Annotated in this window: 18 protein-coding genes; 13 read left to right on the top strand and 5 right to left on the bottom strand. The window is 66.9% G+C overall.

Going from position 1 to position 24,766, the window contains the following annotated elements; all coding sequences use genetic code 11:
• Positions 1-30: 30 nt before the first annotated feature.
• Positions 31-708 (bottom strand): carboxypeptidase regulatory-like domain-containing protein, encoded by a 678-nt coding sequence (locus K307_RS36550; RefSeq protein WP_230626298.1) that lies wholly within the window; start codon positions 706-708, stop codon positions 31-33.
• A gap of 372 nt (positions 709-1,080) precedes the next feature.
• Between K307_RS36550 and panE the strand changes: the two genes are divergently transcribed.
• The gene (gene panE, locus K307_RS36545; RefSeq protein WP_042887876.1) at positions 1,081-2,010 is read left to right on the top strand and encodes a 2-dehydropantoate 2-reductase; all 930 of its coding nucleotides are present in this window, start codon (positions 1,081-1,083) and stop codon (positions 2,008-2,010) included.
• Positions 2,011-2,025: 15 nt separating this feature from the next.
• Here the strand turns inward: panE and K307_RS36540 are convergent, their stop codons facing one another.
• Positions 2,026-2,853 (bottom strand): ferritin-like domain-containing protein, encoded by an 828-nt coding sequence (locus K307_RS36540; RefSeq protein ID WP_042885967.1) that lies wholly within the window; start codon positions 2,851-2,853, stop codon positions 2,026-2,028.
• 468 nt (positions 2,854-3,321) lie between these two features.
• Here K307_RS36540 and smc point away from each other — a divergent pair, with 468 nt between their 5' ends.
• From smc to def, 4 genes are read left to right on the top strand one after another with little or no spacing between them, the layout of a single operon-like run.
• Positions 3,322-6,837 carry a chromosome segregation protein SMC gene (gene smc, locus K307_RS36535; RefSeq protein ID WP_042885966.1) on the top strand — a complete coding sequence of 1,172 codons (3,516 nt, stop codon included), beginning with the start codon at positions 3,322-3,324 and terminating at the stop codon, positions 6,835-6,837.
• Entirely contained in the window at positions 6,834-8,180 is a 1,347-nt protein-coding gene (locus tag K307_RS36530) for a cell division protein ZipA C-terminal FtsZ-binding domain-containing protein (protein ID WP_042885964.1), read from the top strand. The genes smc and K307_RS36530 overlap by 4 nt, the downstream gene beginning before the upstream one ends.
• A gap of 12 nt (positions 8,181-8,192) precedes the next feature.
• Entirely contained in the window at positions 8,193-10,322 is a 2,130-nt protein-coding gene (gene ligA / locus K307_RS36525; RefSeq protein ID WP_042885963.1) for an NAD-dependent DNA ligase LigA, read from the top strand.
• 15 nt (positions 10,323-10,337) lie between these two features.
• Positions 10,338-10,871, top strand: coding sequence for a peptide deformylase (def, locus tag K307_RS36520; protein WP_042885962.1), 534 nt, complete (start codon positions 10,338-10,340; stop codon positions 10,869-10,871).
• An 80-nt stretch (positions 10,872-10,951) separates the two neighbouring features.
• Here def and K307_RS36515 read toward each other — a convergent pair whose 3' ends face one another.
• The 3 genes from K307_RS36515 to map form a co-directional block, all read right to left on the bottom strand.
• Positions 10,952-12,940, bottom strand: a complete 1,989-nt coding sequence (locus K307_RS36515) for a pseudouridine synthase (RefSeq protein WP_042885961.1) — start codon at positions 12,938-12,940, stop codon at positions 10,952-10,954.
• A gap of 23 nt (positions 12,941-12,963) precedes the next feature.
• Entirely contained in the window at positions 12,964-15,546 is a 2,583-nt protein-coding gene (locus K307_RS36510; protein ID WP_042885960.1) for a [protein-PII] uridylyltransferase, read from the bottom strand.
• 74 nt (positions 15,547-15,620) lie between these two features.
• Entirely contained in the window at positions 15,621-16,439 is an 819-nt protein-coding gene (gene map / locus K307_RS36505; RefSeq protein ID WP_042885959.1) for a type I methionyl aminopeptidase, read from the bottom strand.
• A 348-nt stretch (positions 16,440-16,787) separates the two neighbouring features.
• Between map and rpsB the strand changes: the two genes are divergently transcribed.
• The 8 genes from rpsB (at position 16,788) to rseP (ending at position 24,753) form a co-directional block, all read left to right on the top strand.
• Entirely contained in the window at positions 16,788-17,531 is a 744-nt protein-coding gene (rpsB, locus tag K307_RS36500; protein WP_042885958.1) for a 30S ribosomal protein S2, read from the top strand.
• A gap of 284 nt (positions 17,532-17,815) precedes the next feature.
• Complete coding sequence (gene tsf / locus K307_RS36495) at positions 17,816-18,694, top strand: translation elongation factor Ts (RefSeq protein WP_042885957.1); 879 nt, start codon at positions 17,816-17,818, stop codon at positions 18,692-18,694.
• A 291-nt stretch (positions 18,695-18,985) separates the two neighbouring features.
• Positions 18,986-19,696, top strand: coding sequence for a UMP kinase (gene pyrH / locus K307_RS36490; RefSeq protein ID WP_010809599.1), 711 nt, complete (start codon positions 18,986-18,988; stop codon positions 19,694-19,696).
• Positions 19,697-19,805: 109 nt separating this feature from the next.
• The gene (frr, locus tag K307_RS36485) at positions 19,806-20,366 is read left to right on the top strand and encodes a ribosome recycling factor (RefSeq protein ID WP_042885956.1); all 561 of its coding nucleotides are present in this window, start codon (positions 19,806-19,808) and stop codon (positions 20,364-20,366) included.
• Between the two features lie 46 nt (positions 20,367-20,412).
• Complete coding sequence (locus K307_RS36480) at positions 20,413-21,183, top strand: isoprenyl transferase (RefSeq protein ID WP_042885955.1); 771 nt, start codon at positions 20,413-20,415, stop codon at positions 21,181-21,183.
• 33 nt (positions 21,184-21,216) lie between these two features.
• Positions 21,217-22,038 carry a phosphatidate cytidylyltransferase gene (locus K307_RS36475; protein ID WP_042885953.1) on the top strand — a complete coding sequence of 274 codons (822 nt, stop codon included), beginning with the start codon at positions 21,217-21,219 and terminating at the stop codon, positions 22,036-22,038.
• Between the two features lie 23 nt (positions 22,039-22,061).
• Entirely contained in the window at positions 22,062-23,243 is a 1,182-nt protein-coding gene (gene ispC, locus K307_RS36470) for a 1-deoxy-D-xylulose-5-phosphate reductoisomerase (RefSeq protein ID WP_042885952.1), read from the top strand.
• 106 nt (positions 23,244-23,349) lie between these two features.
• On the top strand, positions 23,350-24,753 hold the full coding sequence (gene rseP / locus K307_RS36465; RefSeq protein ID WP_042885950.1) for an RIP metalloprotease RseP: 1,404 nt from the start codon (positions 23,350-23,352) through the stop codon (positions 24,751-24,753).
• Positions 24,754-24,766 lie beyond the last annotated feature (13 nt).

Raw genomic sequence — 24,766 nt, 5'->3', positions numbered from 1 at the left:
GATGAAAATGCAGCGGCAAAACTGAACGTTCTATTTCTTTTTAAGTTCGATCGAGAGTTTCGCGGTCTGGCCGCCGGTTACCGTGACTGGCGTCTCGGTGTCGCCGGTGTAGTGCTGCGTGGCGACCAGGGTGTAATTGCCGGGTGGAATGTCGTCGATGCGGAAGCTGCCGTCTTCGCCGGTGAGCGCGTAGTACGGGCTGTCGGCGACATAGATGTGGGCCAGCATCCAGCCGTGCGCGTCGCACTCGACCCGGACCAGCCCGGGCCGCGGCAGTTCGCGCGTGATCCTGACCCCTTTCTCCGGCAGCGCAAGATTGAATGCCGTGCGCTGTCCGTAGAAGCCGTGGGTATTGTGCAGCACCGGATCAGAACTGGTGACTTCAAGCTTGCCGGGCCGGATCACCTGCACGGCAGGCTTGAAAATGCAGTGCTCCTGGTCGAGCACCGGTACCTTGTCGGGTGCACCCCAGGCTTTGCCCTTGGGCACTTCCTTCAGGTACACGACGGCATCCTGGACCCCCTTGCCGGCACCCACGCGGACCTGTGGTTCGTCGCGCGGGCTGCCGCAGACTTCGCGGTCCTTGGTGGGGATGATCTTGCGGATTGGGACGGTGCCCTGGAAGGTGACCTTGCCTTCGATCGTGCCGCCGCCGCTGACCGGGGCGACTTCGTAGGCAAAGGTGGGAACGCTGAGCAGGCCGAGCACTGCCAGTTGCATGCAGCAAGCTTTGCGAAGAAAGAAACACATGATGTTTCCCGCCCCGAGCGCGCCGTGCGGAGCGCTCTCTCTTGTAGTCCCCCCGGACATTGAAGGCGCAGCAGGGCACTATTAGTTGTCGCTGAAGCATAGTACGCAGGCTGCGCAATGCAAAGCGCAACGGACATTTTGTGCGGGAGCACGTGATGCCGCGGACGCAGCCGGCTGATGATGCGTACTACCGTGCATGCGTTGAGCATCCGGCGCGAACTGGCGGCGAGGTTCGATGCCGGGCAAGGATTCTTGCTAGAGTCCGTCCATATCGCGCCATCGGTGCGCGCACGATGCATCGGCGGCGCCATGCCATTACAGGGAGAAATCATGCGAATTCTGATCGTCGGCGCAGGGGCGGTGGGCGGTTATTTCGGCGGGCGGCTTGCCGCAGCCGGGCGCGACGTGACCTTTCTGGTCAGGCCGCATCGGGCGCAGGCGCTGCAGAGCAAGGGACTGGTCATCAGGAGTCCCCGCGGCGACCTCACCCTGAAGGAGGTCAGGACTGTCCTTACCAATGCGATTGCGCAACCCTTCGACCTGGTCCTGCTGAGCTGCAAGGCCTACAGCCTGGACGATGCCATTGCATCGCTGGCGCCCGCCGTCGGCCCGTCGACAGCGATCGTCCCGCTACTGAACGGCATGCGCCACATCGATGTGCTGAGGCAACGGTTTGGTAACGACAAGGTGATGGGCGGCCTGTGCATGATCGCTGCCACGCTGAATCCCGAAGGCGAGATCGTCCATCTCAACGACACGCACGGCCTGACCTTTGGTGAGCTGGAGGGCGGCTTGTCGCCGCGTATGCAGGCGATTGCGGTGGCGCTTGGCAATGCCGGCTTCGATGCGTCGACCAGCATCCAGATCATGCCGCGCATGTGGGAGAAGTGGATCTTCCTGGCCACGCTGGCAGCCAGCACCTGCCTGATGCGCGCGGCCATCGGCGACATCCTTGGCACGCCGGACGGCAGGCGCGTCATTGAGGGCATGTTGGCCGACTGCCGTGCCGTGGCGCAGTACAACGGCTTCCCGACGTCGCCGGATTTCGACGCGCGCGCCGGCCAGATGCTGCTGACGCCGTCGCCGCTGACCGCCTCGATGCTGCGCGACGTCGAAAACCGCTCCCGCACCGAAGCCGACCACATCCTCGGCGACCTGATCGCGCGCGGGGCGCCGCGGCAGGGCGGCCCGCTGTCTCTGCTGCAGGTCGCGTACAGCCACCTGAAAGCCTATGAGGCCCGGCAGGCGCGCGGCGGCTGACCGCGGAACGTCCGCTCAGTGCAGCATCACCCGCGACACCACCGCCACCAGCGGCTTGCGCACCGCCCGCTCCACGCCGCGGTGCAGGTGTAGCGGACGCAGCAGCATCTTCACGGTCATCTCGATCGGCAGGTTCTTGCGGATCACGGCGCTGACGCGGGAGTTCAGCGCCTTCACTTCCCGGTCGGCCACGTCTTCGACGCCGCGTTCCATGCGCAGCACGTTGCGCAGTGCGATGGCGGCATCCTCGTTCTTGATCTCCAGCAGCCGGCGCGCCAGGGCGCCGAACACACGCAGCTTGCCCAGCCGCTCGGCTTCCACGAAGCGGTTGAAAAACTGATAAAAGTGCTTGTAGTGCCGAACTTCGTCGTTGGAGATGCGCCGCGTCAGGTCGCGCAGCACCGGCTCGTCGCTGGCCTGCTCCAGCGCGCGGTAGTAGGCGGCGGTACCGGTTTCCACCACGCAGCGGGCCGCCATCTCCAGCGCCTCGGTCGGCTCGAACTGGTCGATCGAGCAGGTCTTGCTGTACTCGGCGAAGAAGCGTGCGTAGCCGCGCTCCCAGTCGAATTCCGGCCAGACATGCTCGACATAGCGGCGCAGGGCCAGCCCGTGCTGAAGTTCCTCGGCTTCCCAGTGCTCGGAAAGCCAGCTGGCGGCGTCGGGAACGCGGGCGTAGTAAATGGCGAGATTGCCGGCATACGTGTCGGAGCCACTTTCGATAAACGAGGCCGACACCAGCAGATAGAACAGGTCGCGGTCGCCGCGCACACGTTCCACTTCGATTGCGTGGTAGTTGATGTCATTGACAGACCACGGCCGGGCGGCCGTCGACGGTTCACTCATGCTTGGTCCTCCTGGATTGCCCGGGGGTTGCCGGGTGGGGCAGGGCTTTCGGGGGCACTTTCATGGGTGCGCGGTTCGCGGGGGCGTATCCGGAATCACGCGAACAGTTCAGAGACTGGTAGTAACCCTAATAAGTTTCCTAACGGCCGCGCCCGCGCTGCGGCTGACACGGGCACGTGCGGCTGCCAAAGTGCTTGCGGAAACGCTTGTAAGGGACGGAAAAGCAAAGGAAATCCACCGGGGCATATGACGCCGGAGCGACCGCCAAACGGGCCGGCGAAGGCATTTGCGATGGTATGATTAGCCCCAATTCTCGGGCCCGAGGGGTAATTTGAGGTGCTGGCGTCACGCCGCGCCGGCACCCGCGCAGCCCGGCTTTCTGAACAGTGCAATAGCCCCGATACCAGGCCGATACCGGTTGCGATACCTATACCGTTACCGAGTGCGGCCGATACCACACGAGAAACCGTGCGACTATCCTCGATCAAGCTGGCGGGCTTCAAGTCATTTGTCGATCCCACCAATTTCCAGGTGCCGGGCCAACTGGTCGGCATCGTCGGTCCCAACGGCTGCGGCAAATCCAACATCATCGATGCGGTGCGCTGGGTGCTGGGCGAGTCACGCGCCTCGGAACTGCGCGGCGAGTCCATGCAGGACGTCATCTTCAATGGCTCGACCGCGCGCAAGCAGGCCGGCCGGGCCAGCGTGGAACTGGTCTTCGACAACGCCGAGGGCCGCGCCGCCGGCCAGTGGAGCCAGTACGCCGAAGTGGCGGTCAAGCGCGTGCTGACCCGCGACGGCACCTCGTCCTACTACATCAACAACCAGCCGGTGCGCCGGCGCGACATCCAGGACATCTTCCTGGGCACGGGCCTGGGCCCACGCGCCTACGCCATCATCGGGCAGGGCATGATCTCGCGCATCATCGAGGCCAAGCCCGATGACATGCGCATCTTCCTGGAAGAAGCCGCGGGCGTGTCCAAGTACAAGGAACGCCGCCGCGAAACCGAGAACCGGCTGTCCGACACGCGCGAGAACCTGACCCGCGTGGAGGACATCCTGCGCGAACTCGGCTCCAACCTTGAAAAGCTGGAAGGCCAGGCCGAAGTCGCGCAGCGCTTCAAGACGCTGCAGGCCGACGGCGAAGAGAAGCAGCACCTGCTGTGGCTGCTGCGCAAGCGCGAGGCACAGGCCGAGCAGGAACGCCACCAGCGCGCCATCGAGCAGGCCCAGATCGACCTGGAAGCGCAGACCGCACAACTGCGCCACGTCGAGGCCGAACTCGAAACCATGCGCGCCGCGCATTACGCGGCCTCCGACGGCATGCACGCGGCGCAGGGTGCGCTGTACGAGGCCAATGCCGAGGTCAGCAAGCTCGAGGCCGAGATCCGCTACGTGGTGGAATCGCGCAACCGCGTGCAGGCCCAGATCGCCGCGCTGACCGCGCAGCGCGAGCAGTGGCAGGGCAAGGCTGAGCAGGCCACCGACGAACTGGCGCAGGCCGAGGAAAACCTGGCCGTGGCCGAGGGCCGCACGGTCGAGGCCCAGGAGGCCGTGGCCCACAAGAACGACGAGCTGCCGACGCTGGAAGCACAGTGGCGCGATGCGCAGCAACTCCTCAACGAGCAGCGCGCCGGCATCATGCAGGCCGAGCAGGCGCTCAAGCTGGAGGCCGCGCAGCAGCGCAGCGCCGACCAGATGCTGCAGCAGCTCGAGCAGCGCCGCGAACGCCTGTCGGCCGAAGAAAAAGGCCTGGACCGCCCGGACGAAACCCGCCTGGAGCAGGCCCGCGCCGAACTGGCCGAGCAGGAAGCGCTGGTTGAGGAAGCGCAGGCAGTGCTGGCCGACGCCGAAGAAAGCGTGCCGCGCCTGGACGAAGAGCGCCGCGCCGGGCAGGCGCGCGTGCACAGCGAAGCCGCCGCGATCGCCTCGCTGGAGGCCCGCCTGCAGGCGCTGCGTCAGCTGCAGGAAAACGTGCAGACCGACGGCAAGGTGCAGCCGTGGCTGGCCAAGCACGGCCTGGCCGAGCTGCCGCGCCTGTGGAAGAAGGTCCATATCGAGCCAGGCTGGGAAAACGCGCTCGAATCGGTGCTGCGCGAGAAGCTGAACGCGCTGGAAGTGTCGAACCTGGACTGGGTCAAGGCCTTCCTGTCCGACGCGCCGCCGGCCAAGCTGGCGTTCTACTCGCCGCCGCCCGCGGCCCGTCCGCTGGAAACGCCGGCAGGCCTGCGCCCGCTGATGTCGCTGGTGCAGATCACCGAGCCGGGCATCCGTGCGGTGATGCAGGACTGGCTGGCCGATATCTACGTCGCCACCGACATGGCGCAGGCACTGGCCGCGCGCAACACGCTGCCCGACGGCGCGTCGTTCGTCGTGGCCGATGGCCACCTGGTCGGCCGCAACGCCATCCAGATCTACGCCGCCGACTCCGAGCAGTCCGGCATGCTGGCGCGCGAGCAGGAGATCGAGAACCTGCAGAAGCAGGCGCGCGCGCAGGTGCTGCTGTCGGACGAGGCCAAGACCCAGGCCGTTCGCGCCGAGGCCGCCTACACCCAGGCCAGCCAGTCGCTGAGCGAGGCGCGCACGCGCGCCGAGCAGGCCACGCGCCGCGTGCATGCGCTGCAGATGGACGTGCTCAAGCTGTCGCAGGCGATGGAGCGCTACTCCGCCCGCAGCGGCCAGATCCGCGAGGAGCTGGACGAAATCCACGCGCAGATCGAAGAACAGCGCGCCATCCGCGCCGAATCCGAAGCCAGCTTCGAGCAGCATGACGCCGCGCTGGCCGAGATGCAGGCCACGCATGAAGACCAGCAGATGGCCTTCGAGGCGCTGGACAGCAAGCTGTCCGGCGCGCGCCATCAGCTGCGCGACCTCGAGCGCGCCGCGCAGGAAGCGCTCTTTGCCGAGCGCAACCTGTCGAGCCGCATCGACGAGCTGCGCCGCAACATCCAGGTCGCGGCAGACCAGGCCGAACGCATCGCCGAGTCGCTGGAAAACGCTCGCGCCGAGCTGGAGACCATCAACGAGCAGACCGCGCACACCGGGCTGCAGGAAGCGCTGGAGCGGCGCGCCGAGAAGGAAGAAAAGCTCACCATCGCGCGCACCGAACTGGACGCGCTGTCGGCACAGCTGCGCCAGCACGACGAACAGCGCCTGGCCGCCGAGCGCAGCCTGCAGCCCCTGCGCGACCGCATCACTGAACTGCAGCTCAAGGAACAGGCCGCGCGCCTGAACCAGGAGCAGTTCAGCGAGCAACTGACCACGGCCGAGGTGGACGAGGCCGCGCTGGCCGACAAGCTGACCGGCGACCTGAAGCCGTCGTACCTGCAGGGCGAGGTCACGCGCATCAATAACGCCATCAACGCGCTCGGCCCGGTCAACATGGCCGCGCTCGACGAGCTGGCGGCGGCGCGCGAGCGCAAGACCTTCCTCGATGCGCAGTCGGCCGACCTGAACGACGCCATCAGTACGCTGGACGACGCGATCGCCAAGATCGACCAGGAAACCCGTGCGCTGCTGCAGGGCACCTTCGACCAGGTCAACCATCATTTCGGCGAGCTGTTCCCGTCGCTGTTCGGTGGCGGCCAGGCGCGCCTGATCATGACCGGCGAAGAAATCCTCGACGCCGGCGTGCAGGTGATGGCGCAGCCCCCGGGCAAGAAGAACTCGACCATCCACCTGCTGTCGGGCGGCGAGAAGGCGCTGACCGCGATCGCGCTGGTGTTTGCCATGTTCCAGCTCAACCCGGCGCCGTTCTGCCTGCTGGACGAGGTGGATGCGCCGCTGGACGACGCCAACACCGAGCGCTACGCCAATATGGTGGCGCGCATGTCGGACAAGACTCAATTCGTTTTCATCTCACATAACAAGATCGCCATGGAAATGGCTCATCAACTCATTGGCGTGACCATGCAGGAGCAGGGCGTTTCGCGTATCGTGGCCGTGGATATGGACGCGGCGGTTTCGATGGCGGAGGCAGCATGAACCTGAACATGGACCTGCAGACCGCGCTGATCGTCGCGGGCCTGGTTTTCCTGGCGCTGCTGTTCGGCTACAACCAGTGGCAGATCCGCAAGGCACGCCGCCCGCGCGAACTGAGCCCGGAAGACGACCTGCCGCCGATGCGCGAGCCGGTGGTCGGCCATGGCACCACGCCGGAGACCGCGGCGCGCCTGCATGAAGCCAGCGCTGAACAGGCCGAGCGGCGCGAGCCGACGCTGACCTCGTCGGCCCGGGCAAGCGATGCCAACAACGCGGCCACGGCCGCCGTCGCGGCTGCGGCGGCTGCCGGCACGGCCGATGCCGACGAGGCTGTTGCCGAGGAAGTGGCAGTCGCCGCCAGCATGCCGCAGCGCGATGCCGCCGCGGACGAAGCGGAACTCGAGGTGAAGCAGGAAGCGAAGCAGGGAGTGAAGCAGGAAGGGGCCCCGGCCCCGGTGCCTGCACCGGCTCCCGCGCCCGCACCGGTGGCCGCCGTGCCCGACGGCCAGCCCACGCCGGCCTTGATCGATCCGCTGATCGACTGCATCGTGCCGCTGCACCTGGAGCGCAAGGCTTCGGGCGACCGCATCCTGCCGCTGACCGGCCGGCTGCGCCGCGCCGGCACCAAGCAGGTCCATATCGAGGGCCTGCGCGCCGAAGCCAATGCGTGGGAGCCGGTAACCGCCGGCCACCAGTACGAAGACCTGCAGGTCGGCGCGCAGCTTGCCAACCGCGGCGGCCCGCTCAATGCGCTGGAGTTCTCGGAATTCATCACCGCGGTCGAATCGCTGGCCGAGTCGCTCGACGCCTCCGCCGACCTTCCCGACATGACCGAGACCGTGGCCAACGCGCGCGAGCTCGACGCCTTTGCCGCCGGCTGCGACGTGCAGCTCGGCGTCAACGTGATCTCCGACGGCGCGCCGTGGTCGGCCGCCTATGTGCAGAACGTGGCCACGCAGGACGGACTGGTGCTGTCGCGCGACGGCACGCGCTTTATCCGCTACCAGGCCAATGCCGAAGGCGTGCAGCGCCCGCTGTTTACGCTGCAGTTCGGCGATACCAACTTCCTGCGCGACGACCTGACCGTCAAGGCTGGCCGCCAGATTACGCTGCTGCTCGACGTGCCGCTGGCCGACCAGGGCGCCAAGCCGTTCAAAACGGTATGCGAGTACGGCTACACGCTGGCCCAGCGCATGGGCGCCCAGTTGGTGGATGACAACATGCGGCCGCTGACGGAGACCTCGTTCGTTGCCATCTTCAACCAGCTTGAAACGCTGTACAACAAGCTGGAAGCGCGCGGCATGTCGGCCGGATCGCCGGTGGCGCTGCGCCTGTTCAGCGTCTAGCCGGAGCCTGCCATGACCGCAAAACACCGCGGCGCGCAGGCGGAAGCCTCCGCGCCCGCCGGCGGCTTGTCGCCCGCAGCCGCTGCCAAACGCGTGGCCTGGCTGCGCGATGAGATCGATCGCCACAGCCACCAGTACTATGTGCTGGACGCGCCGACCATTCCCGATGCGGAATACGATGCGCTGTTCAGCGAGCTGCAGGCGCTGGAGCTTGAGCATCCCGAACTGCAGACGCCCGATTCGCCGACGCAGCGCGTTGGTGGTGAGCCGCTGGCCGCCTTCAACGCGGTGCGCCACCGCGTGCCGATGCTGTCGCTGAACAACGGCTTCGACGACGCGGATGTGCTGAATTTCGACCGCCGCTGCGCGCAAGGCCTGGGCCGCACCGCGCCCGCGGCCGGCGAGCAGGACCTGTTCAGCGCCGCCGACGCAGTCGAGTACCACTGCGAACTGAAGTTCGATGGCCTGGCCATGTCGCTGCGCTATGAAGACGGCCGCCTGGTGCAGGCCGCCACGCGCGGCGACGGCGAGACTGGCGAGGACGTCACCGTCAACGTGCGCACCATCAAGGCGATCCCGCTGAAGCTGCGCGGCCAGGCGCCCGCGGTGCTGGAAGTGCGCGGCGAGGTCTTCATGTACCGCCGCGACTTCGACAAGCTCAACGAACGCCAGGCCGAAGCCGGCGAGAAGACCTTCGTCAACCCGCGCAATGCCGCCGCCGGCAGCCTGCGCCAGCTCGATCCGCGCATTACCGCGAAGCGGCCGCTGTCGTTCTTCGCCTACGGGCTGGGCGAGCTGCACGGCGTCGACCGTCCCCCTACGCATGGCGCCATGCTCGACGGCTTTGCCGCGCTGGGCCTGCCGGTGTGCAAGGAGCGCGCGGTGGTGAAGGGCGCGCAGGGGCTGCTGGAGTTCTACCGCGATATCGGCAAGCGCCGCGACGACCTGCCGTACGACATCGACGGCGTGGTCTACAAGGTCAATGCGCTGGCCGAGCAGGACCGCCTGGGCTTTGTCTCGCGCGCACCGCGCTTTGCGCTGGCGCACAAGTTCCCGGCGCAGGAGATGACCACCATCGTCGAGGATATCGAGGTGCAGGTCGGGCGTACCGGTGCGATCACGCCGGTGGCGCGGCTCAAGCCGGTATTTGTCGGTGGCGTCACGGTGACCAACGCCACGCTGCACAACGAGGACGAGATCCGCCGCAAGGACGTGCATATCGGCGACACCGTGATCGTGCGCCGCGCCGGCGACGTGATCCCGGAAGTGGTCGCCGTGGTGACCGAGCGCCGGCCCGACGATGCGCGCGCCTTCGTGATGCCGACCGCGTGCCCGGTGTGCGGCTCGCATATCGAAAAGCTGGAAGACGAGGCCATTGCCCGCTGCACCGGCGGGCTGATCTGCGCGGCGCAGCGCAAGCAGTCGCTGCTGCATTTCGCGCAGCGGCGCGCGATGGATATTGAAGGCCTCGGCGACAAGCTGGTCGAGCAGCTGGTCGACCAGGGCATCGTGCGCACGCCCGCCGACCTGTACAAGCTGGGCGTGGCCAAGCTGGCGGCGCTGGAGCGCATGGCCGACAAGTCCGCGGCCAACCTGGTGACGGCGATCGACAAGTCGCGCGAGACCACCATGAACCGCTTCATCTTCGCACTCGGCATCCGCCATGTGGGCGAGGCCACGGCCAAGGATCTCGCGAAGCATTTCGGCAAGCTCGACGCGCTGATGGCCGCCGATGAGGCGGCACTGCTGGAAGTGAACGACGTGGGCCCGGTGGTGGCGCAGTCGATCGCGCACTTCCTGGCCGAACCGCACAACGTCGAGGTCATCGAACAGCTGCGCGCCGCAGGCGTACACTGGCCGGAAAGCGAGCCGGTGGCGAAAGCCCCCGCGCCGCTGTCGGGCAAGACCTTCGTGCTGACCGGCACGCTGCCCAATCTGTCGCGCGAGGACGCCAAGGAAATGCTGGAGGCCGCGGGCGCCAAGGTGGCGGGTTCGGTTTCAAAGAAGACCGACTACGTGGTCGCCGGCGCCGAGGCCGGCAGCAAGTTGGACAAGGCCGAGGCGCTGGGCGTGCCGGTGCTGGACGAGGCCGGCATGCTGGCCTTGCTGGCGCAGGCGGGTGCCGCGCCCGCACAGGATTAACCGGGGAAAACAGCCATGATCCGCGAGATTCTCAAGATGGGCGATCCGCGCCTGCTGCAGGTGGCACGGCCGGTGGAGCGCTTCAATACGCCTGAGCTGCGCACGCTGATCGACGACATGTTCGACACCATGGACCACGCCAACGGCGCGGGCCTGGCGGCACCGCAGATCGGCGTGGGGCTGCAGGTCGTGATCTTCGGCTTCGACCGCAATCCGCGCTATCCGGATGCGCCGACGGTGCCCAAGACGGTGCTGATCAATCCGGTGCTGGAGATGCAGTCGGAGGAGATGGAAGACGGGTGGGAAGGGTGCCTGTCGGTGCCGGGGCTGCGGGGCGTGGTGCCGCGGCACTTGCGGCTGAAGTACAGTGGTTATGACCTGATGGGCAACCACCTGGAGCGCGTGGCGGAAGGCTTCCATGCGCGGGTGGTGCAGCATGAGTGCGACCACCTGCAGGGGATTCTTTATCCGATGCGGATCAAGGATTTCACGAAGTTTGGGTTTACCGAAATCTTGTTCCCGGAGCTGCCGCCGAATAGCGACGATTGACCACCAGCGTTTCTCAAACCGGCAGAAAGCAAAAAAGGGCGGCCACAATGGCCGCCCTTTTCATCAGGACTTCTTCAGGCTCAGAACTTCTCAAACTGCCCCAGGAACCTCCACTTGCCCGGCGGCAGATCCCCCAGCACCACGCGCCCCATCCGCACGCGCTTCAGGCCAACCACTTCCAGCCCGACCTGTTCGCACATCCGCCGGATCTGGCGCTTGCGGCCCTCGCGCAGCACAAAGCGCAACTGTTCCTCGTTCTGCCAGCTCACCTTCGCCGGCTTCAGCGGCACGCCATCCAGCGAAAGGCCATGGCGCAGCAGCTCGAGATCGTCCGCAGGGAATTCCCCACTGATATTGCGCTCGACCACACCCTGCGGCGAATGCCACACCACCCGCACCAGGTATTCCTTCTCGACGGTCGAATCCTCGCCGATCAGCGCGCGCGCCACGCGGCCGTCCTGCGTCAGCACCAGCAGCCCGGTCGAATCGATATCGAGACGGCCAGCCGGCGCCAGGCTCTTGCGCTGCCACGGGGCAAAGCGCTTGCGCGTGGGATCGCCTTCCCACTGGTTCTCGGCGGTAAACAACACCGCGGCCGGCTCGTAGCCATCCTCGGCCTGGCCGGAGACATAGCCCACCGGCTTGTTCAGCAGCACCGTGACGCGCTCGCCCTGTTCGGAGCGGGCTTCCTGCATGATCTCGATCTCGGCGTCCGGGCGGATGCGCGAGCCCAGCTCGGTCACCGGCTTGCCATCGACAAGCACCCAGCCACGCGGGATCCATTCATCGGCTTCGCGGCGCGAGCACAGGCCGAGTTCCGACATGCGCTTGGACAGGCGCACCAGGCCGTCGTCATGGCCGGCATCGTCGCGGCTGGCCGCGGGCTTTTCCGCGCGCTGGGCCGGGGCCTGCGGGCGAGGCGTGCCGGCCGTGCGGATGCGGTCCGCGGCATCGCTGAAGCGCCGTGCCGGGGCCGTGCCTTCGCGGCGGCGCTCGCCGGTGGGGGCGGGGCGGCGCGGACGGTTGTCGTCGTCGCCGTAGTGGCGCGGGCGCGCATCGTCGCCTTCGAAGCGGCGCGGACGTGCCTCGCCCTTGTCGTCGCCATAGCGGCGCGGGCGGTTGTCTTCATCGCCAACGCGACGCGGGCGCGAATCGGCACCTTCAAAGCGGCGCGGGGCACGCGCGTCGCCACCTTCAAAACGGCGCGGACGATTGTCGTCGTCGCCAGGGCGGCGCGGACGAGCATCACCACCTTCGAAGCGGCGCGGAGGACGTGCCTCGCCCCGGTCGTCGCCATAGCGGCGCGGGCGGTTGTCGTCATCGCCGACACGACGCGGGCGCGAATCGGCACTTTCAAAACGGCGCGGACGATTGTCATCGTCGCCAGGACGGCGCGGACGAGCATCACCACCTTCGAAGCGGCGCGGAGGGCGTGCCTCGCCCCGGTCGTCGCCAGCGCGGCGCGGACGGTTTTCGTCGTCACCAAAGCGGCGCGGCGGGCGCGATTCGCCGCCCTCGAAGCGGCGCGGGCGCGCTTCGCCACGATCGTCGCCGTAGCGGCGCGGACGGTTCTCGTCGTCACCAAAGCGGCGCGGCGGGCGCGATTCGCCGCCCTCGAAGCGGCGCGGGCGGGCTTCGCCACGATCGTCGCCAGCGCGTCGCGGACGGTTCTCGTCGTCGCCAAAGCGGCGCGGCGGACGCGATGCGTCACCTTCGAAGCGGCGCGGGCGCGCTTCGCCACGATCGTCGCCATAGCGGCGCCCACGGTTCTCGTCATCGCCAGGGCGGCGCGGCCGCGCCTGGCGTTCGCCGTCAGCAGGGCGCGGCGCGCGCGGCTTGCGCGGCTCGCCGGCACCGGCCTGCGCCTCGCCCTGTGCCGGGCGCCCGCCGGCCTTGCCGCCGGTACGCTGCTGGGCGCGCTTGATGCCCTCGGCCACGGACTGTACGCGCTTGCGGTTCAGGTCGGACACGCGCACGGGGCGGGTGCCGCTCTTGCGCGCGGCCGTGCCGGTGTCGCCTGCGGCCTTGATGCCTAGCGTCTTGCGCTTCGGCGAATTGCTGTCGGTCATATCGTTGATGCTGCCCGCCCGCCTCAGATGGCGAGGGCGGCGAGCAAGTCCTGTTCAAGCTGAATCTGCAATCGGTTGTCGGCAGCAAGACGGCTGCCGTCGACCAGGAACACGTCTTCGACGCGTTCGCCCAGGGTGTTGATGCGTGCCGTATGCACGGACACGCGATGCCGTGCCAGTACGCGGGCGATGGCGTACAGCAGGCCGGTGCGGTCGTTGGCGGACAGCGACAGCAGGTAATACTGGCCGCGCTCGTCCGGGCGCAGGTCCACGCGCGGCTTGATCGGGAAGCTGCGCGACTGGCGCGACAGCCGTCCCTGCGTGGGTTCGGGCAGCGGTCCCGGCTGGCGCAGCCGTTCGCACACTTCGTGCTCGACCAGCGCGATGATGTCGCGGTAGTTGCCTCCGTCGCCGGCCATGCCGGGATCGGTGACCTGGAAGGTGTCGAGCGCGTAGCCGTGGCGCGTGGTGTGGATCTTGGCGTCCTGGATCGAGAACGCCTTGCGCTCGAAATAGCCGCAGATGCGCGCGAACAGGTCGGGCTGGTCCTTGACGTACACCGCCACCTGCAGGCCTTCGCCGGCCGGGGAGATGCGCGCCTTCACCACCGGCGCGGGGCTGTCGACCTTGTCGTACAGATGGCGCGTCAGCCAGGCGATATCGCGCGAATCATGGCGCAGGAAGAAGGCCACGTCGAGTTGCGCCCACAGCTTCTTGCCGAGCTCCGGGTCGAACGCCTTCAGGCGCAGCTCCGAGATGGTCTCTTCCTTGCGCTGCGACCACAGCGAATGCGAGTCGACCTTGGCGCCGCCCAGTACGCGCAGCGTGATGCGGTACAGGTCTTCCAGCAGCTTGCCCTTCCACGCATTCCACACCTTGGGGCTGGTGCCGCGGATATCCGCCACGGTCAGCAGGTAGAGCGCGGTCAGGTAGCGTTCGCTGCCGACCACGCGCGCAAAAGCGTGCACCACGTCCGGATCGGTCAGGTCCTGCTTCTGTGCCACGTGGCTCATGGTCAGGTGATGCTCGACCAGCCAGCAGACCAGGTCGGCGTCTTCGCGGGCGATGCCGTGCTGTTTGCAGAAGCGCCGTGCATCGAGCGTGCCGAGCTTGGAGTGGTCGCCACCGCGGCCCTTGGCGATGTCGTGGAACAGCGCCGCCACCGACAGCACCCACGGCTTGTCGAAGCTCGCCATCAGCTGGCTGCAGAACGGGAACTCGTGGGTGTGCTCGACGATGGCGAAGCGGCGCATGTTGCGCACCACCATCAGGATGTGCTGGTCCACGGTGTAGACGTGGAACAGGTCGTGCTGCATCTGGCCGACGATGCGCCGGAAGTTGATCAGGTAGCGGCCCAGCACGCTGGTCTGGTTCATCAGCCGCAGCGCATGGGTGATGCCTTGCGGCTCCTGCACGATGGCCAGGAAAAGGCGGCGGTTCTCCGGATCCCTGCGCCAGCTCGCGGTCATTACGGTGCGGGCGTTGTACAGCCCGCGCAGCGTGCGGGGCGACAGGCCCTTCACGCCGGGCGTGCGCTCGTACAGCAGGAAGGTTTCCAGGATCGCGTGCGGGTCGCGCTCGTAGACGTCGTCGCTGGTGATCTCCAGCATGCCCTGGCGCTCGACAAAGCGTTCGTTGAGCACGCGCGTGACCTGCGACTCGCTCGGGAACAGCATCGCCTCGATATTGAGCAGCAGTACGCTGTTGAGCTGCGTGACCGCCTTGGCCGCCCAGTAAAAGCGGCGCATCAGCTGTTCGCTGGCGCGCTTGTTGGCGTTCTGGCGGTAGCCGAAGGATTCCGCCAGCGCGGTCTGCAGGTCGAACACCAGCACGTCCTGGCGCCGGCCCGCCACCAGGTGCAGGCGCGCGCGGATGGTCTTGAGCAGGCGCTCGTTGCGCGCGAGTTCCTGCGCTTCACGGCGCGTCAGCAGGTCCCTTTCGAACAGCTCCTTCCAGCTGTCGCCCAGGCCCGCGGCCTTGGTCATCCACAGGATCACCTGCAGGTCGCGCAGGCCGCCGGGGCTTTCCTTGCAGTTGGGCTCGAGCGAGTAGGGCGTGTCCTGGTACTTGGCGTGGCGCTGGCGCATTTCCAGCAGCTTGGCCTGGAAGAACGCGGCGGGATCCAGGTCGGCCTGGTAGCGCGTGCGCAGCGACTCGAACAGCTTGCGGTTGCCTGTCACCAGCCGCGCCTCCAGCAGCGAGGTCTGGATGGTGACGTCCTGGCGCGATTCGCGGATGCAGTCGTCCACCGTGCGCACCGAAGAGCCGATTTCCAGCCCGAGGTCCCAGCACAGGCCGATGAAACGCTCCAGCCGGCAGGCGGTGTCCTGGTCGGGCTCGCCCGGCAGCAACAGCAGCACGTCGACGTCCGAATACGGGAACAGCTCGCCGCGGCCGTAGCCGCCCACCGCCACCAGCGCTGTGCCGGCGGGCATCTCCAGCCCGCGCCACGCCTCCACCAGCGCGGCGTCGACGGCGCGGCGCAGCCGCGTGATCAGCGCGCCGACGTTGGCGGTGATGTTGAAGTCGGCAAACAGTGCCTGCTTGTCGACTTTGAGCTGGTCGCGTACGCGCGTGGCCAGCAGCAGTTCCGGCGTGGTGTCCATGGGGATGGCGGAATGGTTCGTGGGCACGGCTGGAAAAAGAAGGGCGCCGTCAGGCGCCCTGGCTCGATGCGACCTCAGGCCGCGACGGATTCGGTGATGAAGGCAGGCGGCGCCGGCGTGCCGGCGGATACCGTCAGCACCTCGTAGCCAGTTTCCGTCACCAGCACGGTGTGCTCCCACTGCGCCGACAGGCTGCGGTCGCGGGTCTTGACCGTCCACTGGTCCGGCATGGTGCGGATATCGCGCTTGCCGGCGTTGATCATCGGCTCGACCGTGAAGATCATGCCTGCCTTGATCTCGGTGCCGGTGCCCGGGCGGCCGTAGTGCAGGATCTGCGGGTCTTCATGGAAGTTCTTGCCGATGCCATGGCCGCAGTACTCGCGCACCACGCTGTAGCCGGCGGCTTCGGCGTGGACCTGGATGGCGTGGCCGATATCGCCCAGGCGTGCGCCATTGCGCACCTGGGCGATGCCCTTCCACATGCACTCGTAGGTCACCTGCGCCAGGCGCTTGGCCAGAATCGAGCCCTCGCCGACGATGAACATGCGGCTGGTGTCGCCGTAATAGCCTTCCTTGGTGATGACGGTGATGTCCAGGTTGATGGCGTCGCCGCTCTTGAGCACGCGCTCGCCCGGGATGCCGTGGCAGATCACATCGTTGACCGAGGTACAGATCGCGCCGGGGAAGGGCGGGTAGCCCGGGGGCGCGTAGTTCAGCGGCGCCGGCACGGTGCCTTGCACGTCACGCATATAGGCGTGGCACAGGCGGTCCAGTTCGCCGGTGGTGACGCCCGGCTGGACGAAGGGCGTGATGTAGTCGAGGACTTCGGAGGCAAGGCGGCAAGCCACGCGCATCTGGGCGATGTCTTCGGCGGTGTTCAGGTGAATGCTCATGCTGCGTCGCCAAAAAAGTGATGGCGAGGCCACTGGCCGCGCCGGAATCGGGAGATCAATGTAGGATTATCGCACCATCGGGGCCAGATCGCAGCTTGTGCGCTGGCGGGTTTCCGGCGGGTTTTGCGTAGGGCCCCCCCAAGCGGTGGGTTCGAGGCGGCTTGAGCGTGGTGCGCTTTTGTTGCTACAATAGTGGGCTGATCTGATTGCGGCGCAGCATTGCATCCGCCAGGTCGGTATTTTGCAGCAACCTGCTGCGCTGTTTTGAAATCGCTGGCCCGCCTATCCGGGGTGTTCCTCTTCAGGAATGTCGGGGCGAGCTTCAGACCTAACCCTTTGGAGAATCACATGTCCGTTACCATGCGCGAAATGCTGGAAGCCGGTTGCCACTTCGGCCACCAGACCCGCTTCTGGAATCCGAAGATGGCCCCCTTCATCTTCGGCCATCGCAACAAGATCCACATCATCAACCTCGAAAAGACGCTGCCGATGTTCCAGGACGCAATGAAGTACGTGCGTCAACTGGCAGCCAATCGCGGCACCATTCTTTTCGTGGGCACCAAGCGCCAGTCGCGCGAAATCCTGGCTGAAGAAGCCGGCCGCGCCGGCATGCCCTACGTCGACGCCCGCTGGCTCGGCGGCATGCTGACCAACTTCAAGACGGTCAAGACCTCGATCAAGCGCCTGAAGGACATGGAAGCCGCCAAGGAAGCCGGCGCGCTGGACACCATGAGCAAGAAGGAAGCGCTGATGTTCGAGCGCGAGATGCTCAAGCTGGAAAAGTCGATCGGCGGCATCAAGGACATGGGCGGCGTGCCTGACGCGATCTTCGTGGTCGACGTCGGCTACCACAAGATTGCCGTGACCGAAGCCAACAAGCTGGGCGTGCCCGTGATCGGCGTGGTCGATACCAACCACTCGCCGGAAGGCATCGACTACGTGATTCCGGGCAACGACGACTCGAGCAAGGCCGTGGCCCTGTACGTGCGCGGCGTGGCTGACGCGATCCTGGAAGGCCGTGCCAACGCGGTGCAGGAAGTGGTCGAGGCCGCCCGCGGCGACGACGAGTTCGTCGAAGTGCAGGAAGGCTGATTGCCCGCCGCCCTGTTGCCGGAAAGGAACCGCTAGCGCGCATCGTCATCAGACAGACAAGCAAGGCTTGCCGCCCGTAACGACGGGCTGCGCGCGGGCCGAAAAGCCGGGGTACTCCGGCAGCAGGGCAAGAAGAAGGGGGCACATCTGGCGCCCCCTTTTTTTAAATTTGAATTGTTGTCATCCGCCGCAGGCAGTATCTGCCGCGGGTGTGCTGTAGACCCACCGACCGGGTGCCGCAGGCGACTGCCGGCAGCCGGCGCGAACCATTCAAGGAGTGACAAATGGCGGCAATTACCGCAAGCATGGTTGCAGAACTGCGCGCGAAGACCGACGCGCCGATGATGGAATGCAAGAAGGCCCTGACCGAGGCCGACGGCGACCTGAACAAGGCCGAAGAGCTGCTGCGCGTCAAGCTGGGCAACAAGGCCAGCAAGGCCGCCTCGCGCGTGACCGCCGAAGGCGTGGTCGCCTCGTTCATCGACGGCACCACCGGCGTGCTGGTCGAGCTGAACTGCGAGACCGATTTCGTCTCCAAGAACGACGACTTCCTGGCGTTCTCGGCCAAGGTTGCCGAACTGGTCGCCAAGCAGAACCCGGCCGACGTGGCTGCCCTGTCGGCACTGGAAATCGACGGCGTGAGCGTTGAAGCCACCCGCACGGCCCTGATCGGCAAGATCGGCGAAAACCTGACGATCCGCCGCTTTGTCCGTTACGCCAACGGCGGCAAGCTGGTTTCGTACCTGCACGGCACCCGTATCGGCGTGATGGTCGAGTTCGACGGCGACGAAGCCGCCGCCAAGGACGTGGCCATGCACGTGGCCGCCATGAAGCCGGTGTCGCTGTCGGCTGACCAGGTCCCCGCCGACCTGATCGCCAAGGAGCGCAGCATCGCCGAGCAGAAGGCTGCCGAGTCGGGCAAGCCGGCCGAAATCGTCGCCAAGATGGTCGAGGGTTCGGTGCAGAAGTACCTGAAGGAAGTGTCGCTGTTCAACCAGCCGTTCGTGAAGAACGACAAGCAGACCGTCGAGCAGATGCTCAAGGCTGCCAACACGACCGTGAAGGGCTTCACCCTCTATGTCGTGGGCGAAGGCATCGAGAAGAAGCAGGACGACTTCGCTGCCGAAGTGGCCGCCCAGGTGGCCGCTGCCCAGAAGGGCTGATGTCCGGGGCGCCGTGGACTGCCCTGTTCGGGCGGTCCATGCGCCTATAATGCCGCAGGGGCGCCGCAAGGTGCCCCTCTGCATAAGTAGTGTGCAGTGCAGGGTCGCCCGCGGGCTGCGCTGCGGTGCAGCAGTCAGTTTTCGTGGTTGCCTTCCTGGTTTGCCTCGGGACGGGCCACCCCGAAAACCGGCTTTCTTCCGCTGGCGGCGCGCCGATCCGCGCCGCCGGTGCCAAACACATACGTCTCAAGAACGTCTCAACCGAGCGACTTGCTCCTGTCCGAGGTGAACATGCCAGCCTACAAGCGCGTCCTTCTGAAACTGTCCGGTGAAGCCCTGATGGGCGACGATGCCTTCGGCATCAACCGGTCCACCATCGAAGCGATGGTGAACGACATTGCCGAGATCGTTAAGCTCGGCGTGCAGGTCGCGGTGGTGATCGGCGGCGGCAACATTTTCCGCGGCGTCGCAGGCGGTGCCGCCGGCATGGATCGCGCCACGGCCGACTACATGGGCATGCTGGCCACCATGATGAACGCGCTGGCGCTGCAGGACGCGATGCGCCACGCCAATATCGAAGGCCGCGTGCAGTCCGCGCTGCGCATGGACCAGGTGGTCGAGCCCTATATCCGCCCGCGCGCGATCCGCCAGCTCGAAGAGGGCAAGGTGGTGATCTTCGCCGCCGGCACCGGCAACCCGTTCTTCACCACCGACACTGCCGCCGCGCTGCGCGGCTCGGAAATCGGTGCCGAGGTCGTGCTCAAGGCGACCAAGGTAGACGGCGTCTACACCGCCGACCCCAAGAAGGACCCGAGCGCCACGCGCTACACCACCATCAGCTTCGACGAGGCCATCTCGCGCAATCTGCAAGTGATGGACGCCACCGCCTTCGCGCTGTGCCGCGACCAGAAGCTGCCGATCAGGGTGTTCTCGATCGTCAAGCCGGGCGCGCTCAAGCGCATCATCCTGGGCGAGGACGAAGGTACGCTGGTGCACGTCTGAACCCCGCCAGGTCGCGCCACAATGGTGGTAGCGGCCGGGTAAAGAGTAGAATGAATCATTTTCCGATCCCGGCCGCGGGATCATGGTTGTTTGATTTCCGGAGGTAAAAATGAGCGTCGCCGACACAAAGAAGAGCGCCGAGCAGAAAATGCAGAAGTCGATCGAAGCCTTCAAGGCCGATCTGGCCAAGATCCGCACCGGCCGTGCCCATACCGGCCTGCTTGACCACGTTCAGGTTGACTACTACGGCTCGATGGTGCCGATCAGCCAGGTCGCGAGCGTCGGCCTGGCCGACGCTCGCACTATCACGGTGCAGCCCTGGGAAAAGAAGATGGTGGGCGCGGTCGAGAAGGCCATCCGCGACTGCGACCTGGGCCTGAACCCGGCTACCATGGGCGATGTGATCCGCGTGCCGATGCCCGCACTGACCGAAGAGCGCCGCAAGGAGCTGACCAAGGTCGTCAAGAGCGAGGCCGAAGGCGCCAAGGTGGCCGTGCGCAACCTGCGCCGCGATGCCAACGAGCAGTTCAAGAAGCTGGTCAAGGACAAGACCATCTCCGAGGACGACGAGCGCCGCGGCCAGGAAGAAGTGCAGAAGCTGACCGACAAGTACGTGGCCGAGATCGACAAGATGGTCGCCGAGAAAGAGAAGGAGATCATGACGGTCTGACGCCCGTCCCGGCACTTGCCGGGGCAGTCAGAGACCGTCTGCCATCATGCACCACATCAGTTCAACGCTCGACGTACCCGATACCTCTTATGTGCCCCGCCACGTTGCCATCATCATGGACGGCAACGGTCGCTGGGCGACCCAGCGGCACCTGCCGCGCGTTGCCGGGCACACCCGGGGGCTTGACGCGGTGCGCGCGGTGGTTGAAGCCAGTGCCGCCCGGGGCGTGCAGTACCTGACGCTGTTCGCGTTCAGCTCCGAGAACTGGCGCCGCCCCGCGGACGAAGTCTCGTTCCTGATGCGGCTGTTCATGACGGCGCTGCGGCGCGAAGTGGTCAAGATGCACGCCAACAACATCCGCTTGCGGGTGGTGGGCGACCTGGGCCGCTTCAGCCCCCGCATCCAGCAGCTGATCAAGGACGCCGAGGCGCGCACCGCCGGCAATACCGGCCTGACCGTGACCATCGCCGCCAACTATGGCGGGCGCTGGGACCTGCTGCAGGCCATGCGCAAGATGCTGGCGCGCTCGCCCATGCTCGATCCGGAAGCAATCGAGGAATCCATGCTGGCGCCGCACCTGGCCATGGCCTATGCGCCGGAGCCGGACCTGTTTATCCGCACCGGCGGCGAACAGCGCATCAGCAACTTCCTGTTGTGGCAACTCGCGTATTCCGAGCTGTATTTCACTGACGTGTACTGGCCGGATTTCGACGCCGCGGAACTGGACAAGGCCTTTGCCTCGTACCGCCAGCGCGAACGCCGTTTTGGCCGCACCAGCGCGCAGCTGGTCGCCCCGGGACTATCGGGCACGGCCTGAGCCAACTCCAACCTTTCACCGGGACTGCAGCGCATGCTCCTCACCCGCGTCATCACCGCACTGTGCCTGTTGCTGCTGATCCTCCCGATCCTGTTCCTGGCGCCGCCCGCAGGGCTAGCGGGGCTGGTGGGCCTGATCGTGCTGCTGGCCGGCTGGGAATTCGGCCGCCTGATCGGGCTGCGCGGGCCGTGGCCGTATGTCTATGCGCTGGCCTGCCTGATCACGGCCATCACCTGGCATGACCTGCCGTTGCGCCACGCCACCACCTGGCTGCTGGAAGCCGCCGTGGTTTGCTGGGGCGTGGCCGTGGTGCTGCTGGCGCGTGGCGTGCGCACCGCAACCCCGGCCTTCACCGCGCTGGGCGCTGTGCTCGGGCTGGTGATGCTGCCCGGGTTCGCCCATGCCACCATGATCCTGCGCGGCGCCGGCATCGGCGTGCTGCTGACCGCGGCCGTGCTGGTGTGGGCGGCGGATATCGGCGCGTATTTCACCGGCAAGGCCATCGGCCGGCGCAAGCTCGCGCCGGGCATCAGCCCGGGCAAGTCCTGGGAGGGCGCCATCGGCGGCTGGCTGCTGGCGCTGGTGATCGGGCTGGCGCTGGCGGCCACGTATGCCTTTGCGCCGACCTGGTTCTCGCTGATGGGCGAGCGTGGCGGCCTCGGCTACGTGGCGGTGCTGACCACGCTGCTGGTTGCCGCCAGCGTGGTCGGCGACCTGTTCGAGTCGCTGCTCAAGCGCCAGGTCGGCAAGAAGGACAGCAGCCGGCTGCTGCCGGGCCATGGCGGTGTGCTGGACCGGATCGATGCCTTGCTGCCGGTGTTTCCGCTGGCGGCACTGATGCTGATTTTTCTTTGAAGCCTTCTCTGAAGCGGTCTGATATGCAGCGCATTACCATCCTGGGCGCCACCGGTTCCATCGGCGAAAGCACGCTGGACGTGATCAGGCGCCACCCCGACCGCTACACGGTGCATGCGCTGACCGCCCACCGTCAGGTGCGCAAGCTGGCCGACCAGTGCATCGCCTTCCGCCCGGCCCGCGCCGTGGTCGGGACCGCCGAGGCGGCTACCGAACTGCAGGCGCTGCTGCGCGAGGCCGGCGTCGGCACCGAAGTCAGCTACGGTGAGGCCGAGCTGGAATCGGTGGCGGCCGACGCGCAGACCGATGCCGTGATGGCCGCGATCGTCGGCGCCGCCGGCCTGCGCCCGGCGCTTGCCGCCGCGCGTGCCGCCAAGCGCGTGCTGCTGGCCAACAAGGAAGCGCTGGTGATGTCCGGCCGCATCTTCATGGATGCGGTGCGCGAGCACGGCGCCACGCTGCTGCCGATCGACAGCGAGCACAACGCCATCTTCCAGTGCCTGCCGGCCGACGACCCGCGCTATGGCCGCGGCGTGGCCAGGGTGCTGCTGACCGCGTCGGGCGGGCCGTTCCGCACGCGCGACCCGGCTACCTTGCACGATATCTCGCCCGACCAGGCCTGCGCCCACCCCAACTGGGTCATGGGCCGCAAGATCTCGGTCGACTCCGCCACCATGATGAACAAGGGCCTCGAAGTCATCGAGGCGCACTGGCTGTTCGGCGCGCCCGCCGAGCGCATCGAGGTGCTGATCCACCCGCAGAGCATCGTGCATTCGATGGTGGCCTATACCGACGGCTCGGTGCTGGCGCAGCTCGGTAACCCGGACATGCGCACGCCGATCGCCTACGGCCTGGCCTATCCCGAGCGCATTGACGCGGGCGTGTCGCCGCTGGATCTGACCCTGACGGGAGGGCTTAATTTCGAAAAGCCGGACCTGCTGCGCTTCCCGTGCCTCGGCCTGGCCTTCGACGCGCTGCGTGCCGGCGGGGTGGCGCCGGCGGTGCTCAATGCCGCCAATGAAGTGGCAGTCGAGGCATTCCTTGGCGGCAAAGTGCGCTTCACGGACATTGCGGGCATCGTCAGGAAGGTGCTGGAAGCTGCACCTCAAGGCGCTGCGGATACGCTCGAAGCGGTGCTCGACGCCGACCGGCTCGCCCGCGAAGCGGCGCGCTCGGCCGTGGCGCCGCTGGCTGCCAATCGCTGATCTGGCGGGCCGGCCTGCCGCATCTGCGACAATAGCGGGTGCGGCGGCCCGGGTCCCCTCGGACCCGGCGCGCCCGCCTAGCCCTCGTTACTGACGTCCCGACGCCATGCAAACCGTACTCGCTTTCATCGTCGCCCTGTGCGTGCTGATCTATGTGCACGAAATGGGGCACTACCTCGCCGCCCGCGCCTGCGGCGTGAAGGTGCTGCGCTTTTCCATCGGCTTCGGGCGGCCGCTGCTACGCTGGATCTCGAAAAGCCGCGACCGCACCGAATGGACCGTGGCAGCGATCCCGCTGGGCGGCTACGTCAGGATGCTGGACGAGCGCGAGGTCGATCCTGCGCGCGACTCACCCATCGATCCGATCGACCTGCCGCGTGCCTTCAACCGCCAGCCGGTGGGCAAGCGCTTCATCATCGTGGCGGCCGGGCCGCTGGCCAATTTCCTGCTGGCGATCGTGCTGTACTTTGCGCTGTTCGCCGGCGGCATGCGCGAGCCCGCGCCCATCGTGGCCGCGCCCGCGGCCGGTACCATGGCGGCGCAGGCCGGCGTGCGCGAGGGCGACCGGGTGCTGTCGCTGACCGCCAACGGCCATACCGAACCGGTGCGTTCCTGGAATGACCTGCGCATGGCCGTGTTTGCCGAGGGCTTCGGCGATGCGCGCGCCGTGCTGCGCGTGCGCAGCCCCGACGGCGCCGAGCGCGACGTCACGCTGGCGCGCCTGCCCAATACCGGCGGCAATCCCGAGCAGGACCCGCTGGCCACGCTGGGCCTGAACCTGAAGGGCGGGCCAGTGACGGTCACCGAGGTGCTGCCCGATTCCGCCGCCGAGCGCGCCGGCCTGAAAAAGGGCGACCGCGTGGTGGCTTGGCAGGGCACCCCGCTGACGCAGGCCAGCGCGCTGATCAAGGCGGTGCGCAGCCAGCCGGGCCAGACCGTGACGCTGGGCATCGAGCGCGACGGCAAGCGCCTGGACGTGCCGGTGACGCTCGACAGCGCCCCGGCGCGCGACGGCGAGAAGACGGCCAGTGGCACCGCGCCCGGGCCCTCGGGCAAGCTCGGCGCGGCGCTCAGCCAGGCGGTGGAAATGGAAACCGTGCGCTACCGGCCGGACCAGGCGCTGGCGCGCGCGGTGGGTCAGGTCTGGGACACCAGCGCGCTGTCGTTGAAGCTGCTCGGCAAGATGCTGGTGGGGCAGGCATCGCTGCAGAACCTGAGCGGTCCGCTGACCGTGGCGGATTACGCGGGACGCGCCGCAAACCTCGGCCTGCAGGCGTTTATCAGCTTCCTGGCGCTGGTCAGCGTGAGCCTCGGGGTACTGAATTTGTTACCTATTCCGGTTCTGGATGGGGGGCATTTGCTGTATTATTGCGTGGAATTTTTGACTGGCCGGCCCGTCCCAGACCACTGGCAGGCAATGCTGCAGAAGGTTGGCATCGCCTGCATCTTGCTCCTGACTTCGCTCGCTTTGTTCAATGACGTCAGCCGAATGTTTCTGGCGAACGGCTAGAAACGTGTCGGTA

The organism is Cupriavidus necator A5-1 (assembly GCF_000744095.1).
Lineage (GTDB): Bacteria > Pseudomonadota > Gammaproteobacteria > Burkholderiales > Burkholderiaceae > Cupriavidus > Cupriavidus necator_A.
Note: the sequence above shows the minus strand (reverse complement) of the source record. Positions and strands in the feature narration are given on the sequence as shown.

Bases quoted from the DNA above. Each gene is read 5' to 3' on its own strand.
- K307_RS36480 (WP_042885955.1), top strand. From the start codon at position 20,413: ATGCACCACATCAGTTCAACGCTCGACGTACCCGATACCTCTTATGTG.
- panE (WP_042887876.1), top strand. From the start codon at position 1,081: ATGCGAATTCTGATCGTCGGCGCAGGGGCGGTGGGCGGTTATTTCGGC.
- K307_RS36530 (WP_042885964.1), top strand. From the start codon at position 6,834: ATGAACCTGAACATGGACCTGCAGACCGCGCTGATCGTCGCGGGCCTG.
- K307_RS36475 (WP_042885953.1), top strand. From the start codon at position 21,217: ATGCTCCTCACCCGCGTCATCACCGCACTGTGCCTGTTGCTGCTGATC.
- tsf (WP_042885957.1), top strand. From the start codon at position 17,816: ATGGCGGCAATTACCGCAAGCATGGTTGCAGAACTGCGCGCGAAGACC.
- K307_RS36515 (WP_042885961.1), bottom strand. From the start codon at position 12,940: ATGACCGACAGCAATTCGCCGAAGCGCAAGACGCTAGGCATCAAGGCC.
- rpsB (WP_042885958.1), top strand. From the start codon at position 16,788: ATGTCCGTTACCATGCGCGAAATGCTGGAAGCCGGTTGCCACTTCGGC.
- def (WP_042885962.1), top strand. From the start codon at position 10,338: ATGATCCGCGAGATTCTCAAGATGGGCGATCCGCGCCTGCTGCAGGTG.
- ligA (WP_042885963.1), top strand. From the start codon at position 8,193: ATGACCGCAAAACACCGCGGCGCGCAGGCGGAAGCCTCCGCGCCCGCC.
- rseP (WP_042885950.1), top strand. From the start codon at position 23,350: ATGCAAACCGTACTCGCTTTCATCGTCGCCCTGTGCGTGCTGATCTAT.
- pyrH (WP_010809599.1), top strand. From the start codon at position 18,986: ATGCCAGCCTACAAGCGCGTCCTTCTGAAACTGTCCGGTGAAGCCCTG.
- map (WP_042885959.1), bottom strand. From the start codon at position 16,439: ATGAGCATTCACCTGAACACCGCCGAAGACATCGCCCAGATGCGCGTG.
- K307_RS36540 (WP_042885967.1), bottom strand. From the start codon at position 2,853: ATGAGTGAACCGTCGACGGCCGCCCGGCCGTGGTCTGTCAATGACATC.
- frr (WP_042885956.1), top strand. From the start codon at position 19,806: ATGAGCGTCGCCGACACAAAGAAGAGCGCCGAGCAGAAAATGCAGAAG.
- ispC (WP_042885952.1), top strand. From the start codon at position 22,062: ATGCAGCGCATTACCATCCTGGGCGCCACCGGTTCCATCGGCGAAAGC.
- K307_RS36510 (WP_042885960.1), bottom strand. From the start codon at position 15,546: ATGGACACCACGCCGGAACTGCTGCTGGCCACGCGCGTACGCGACCAG.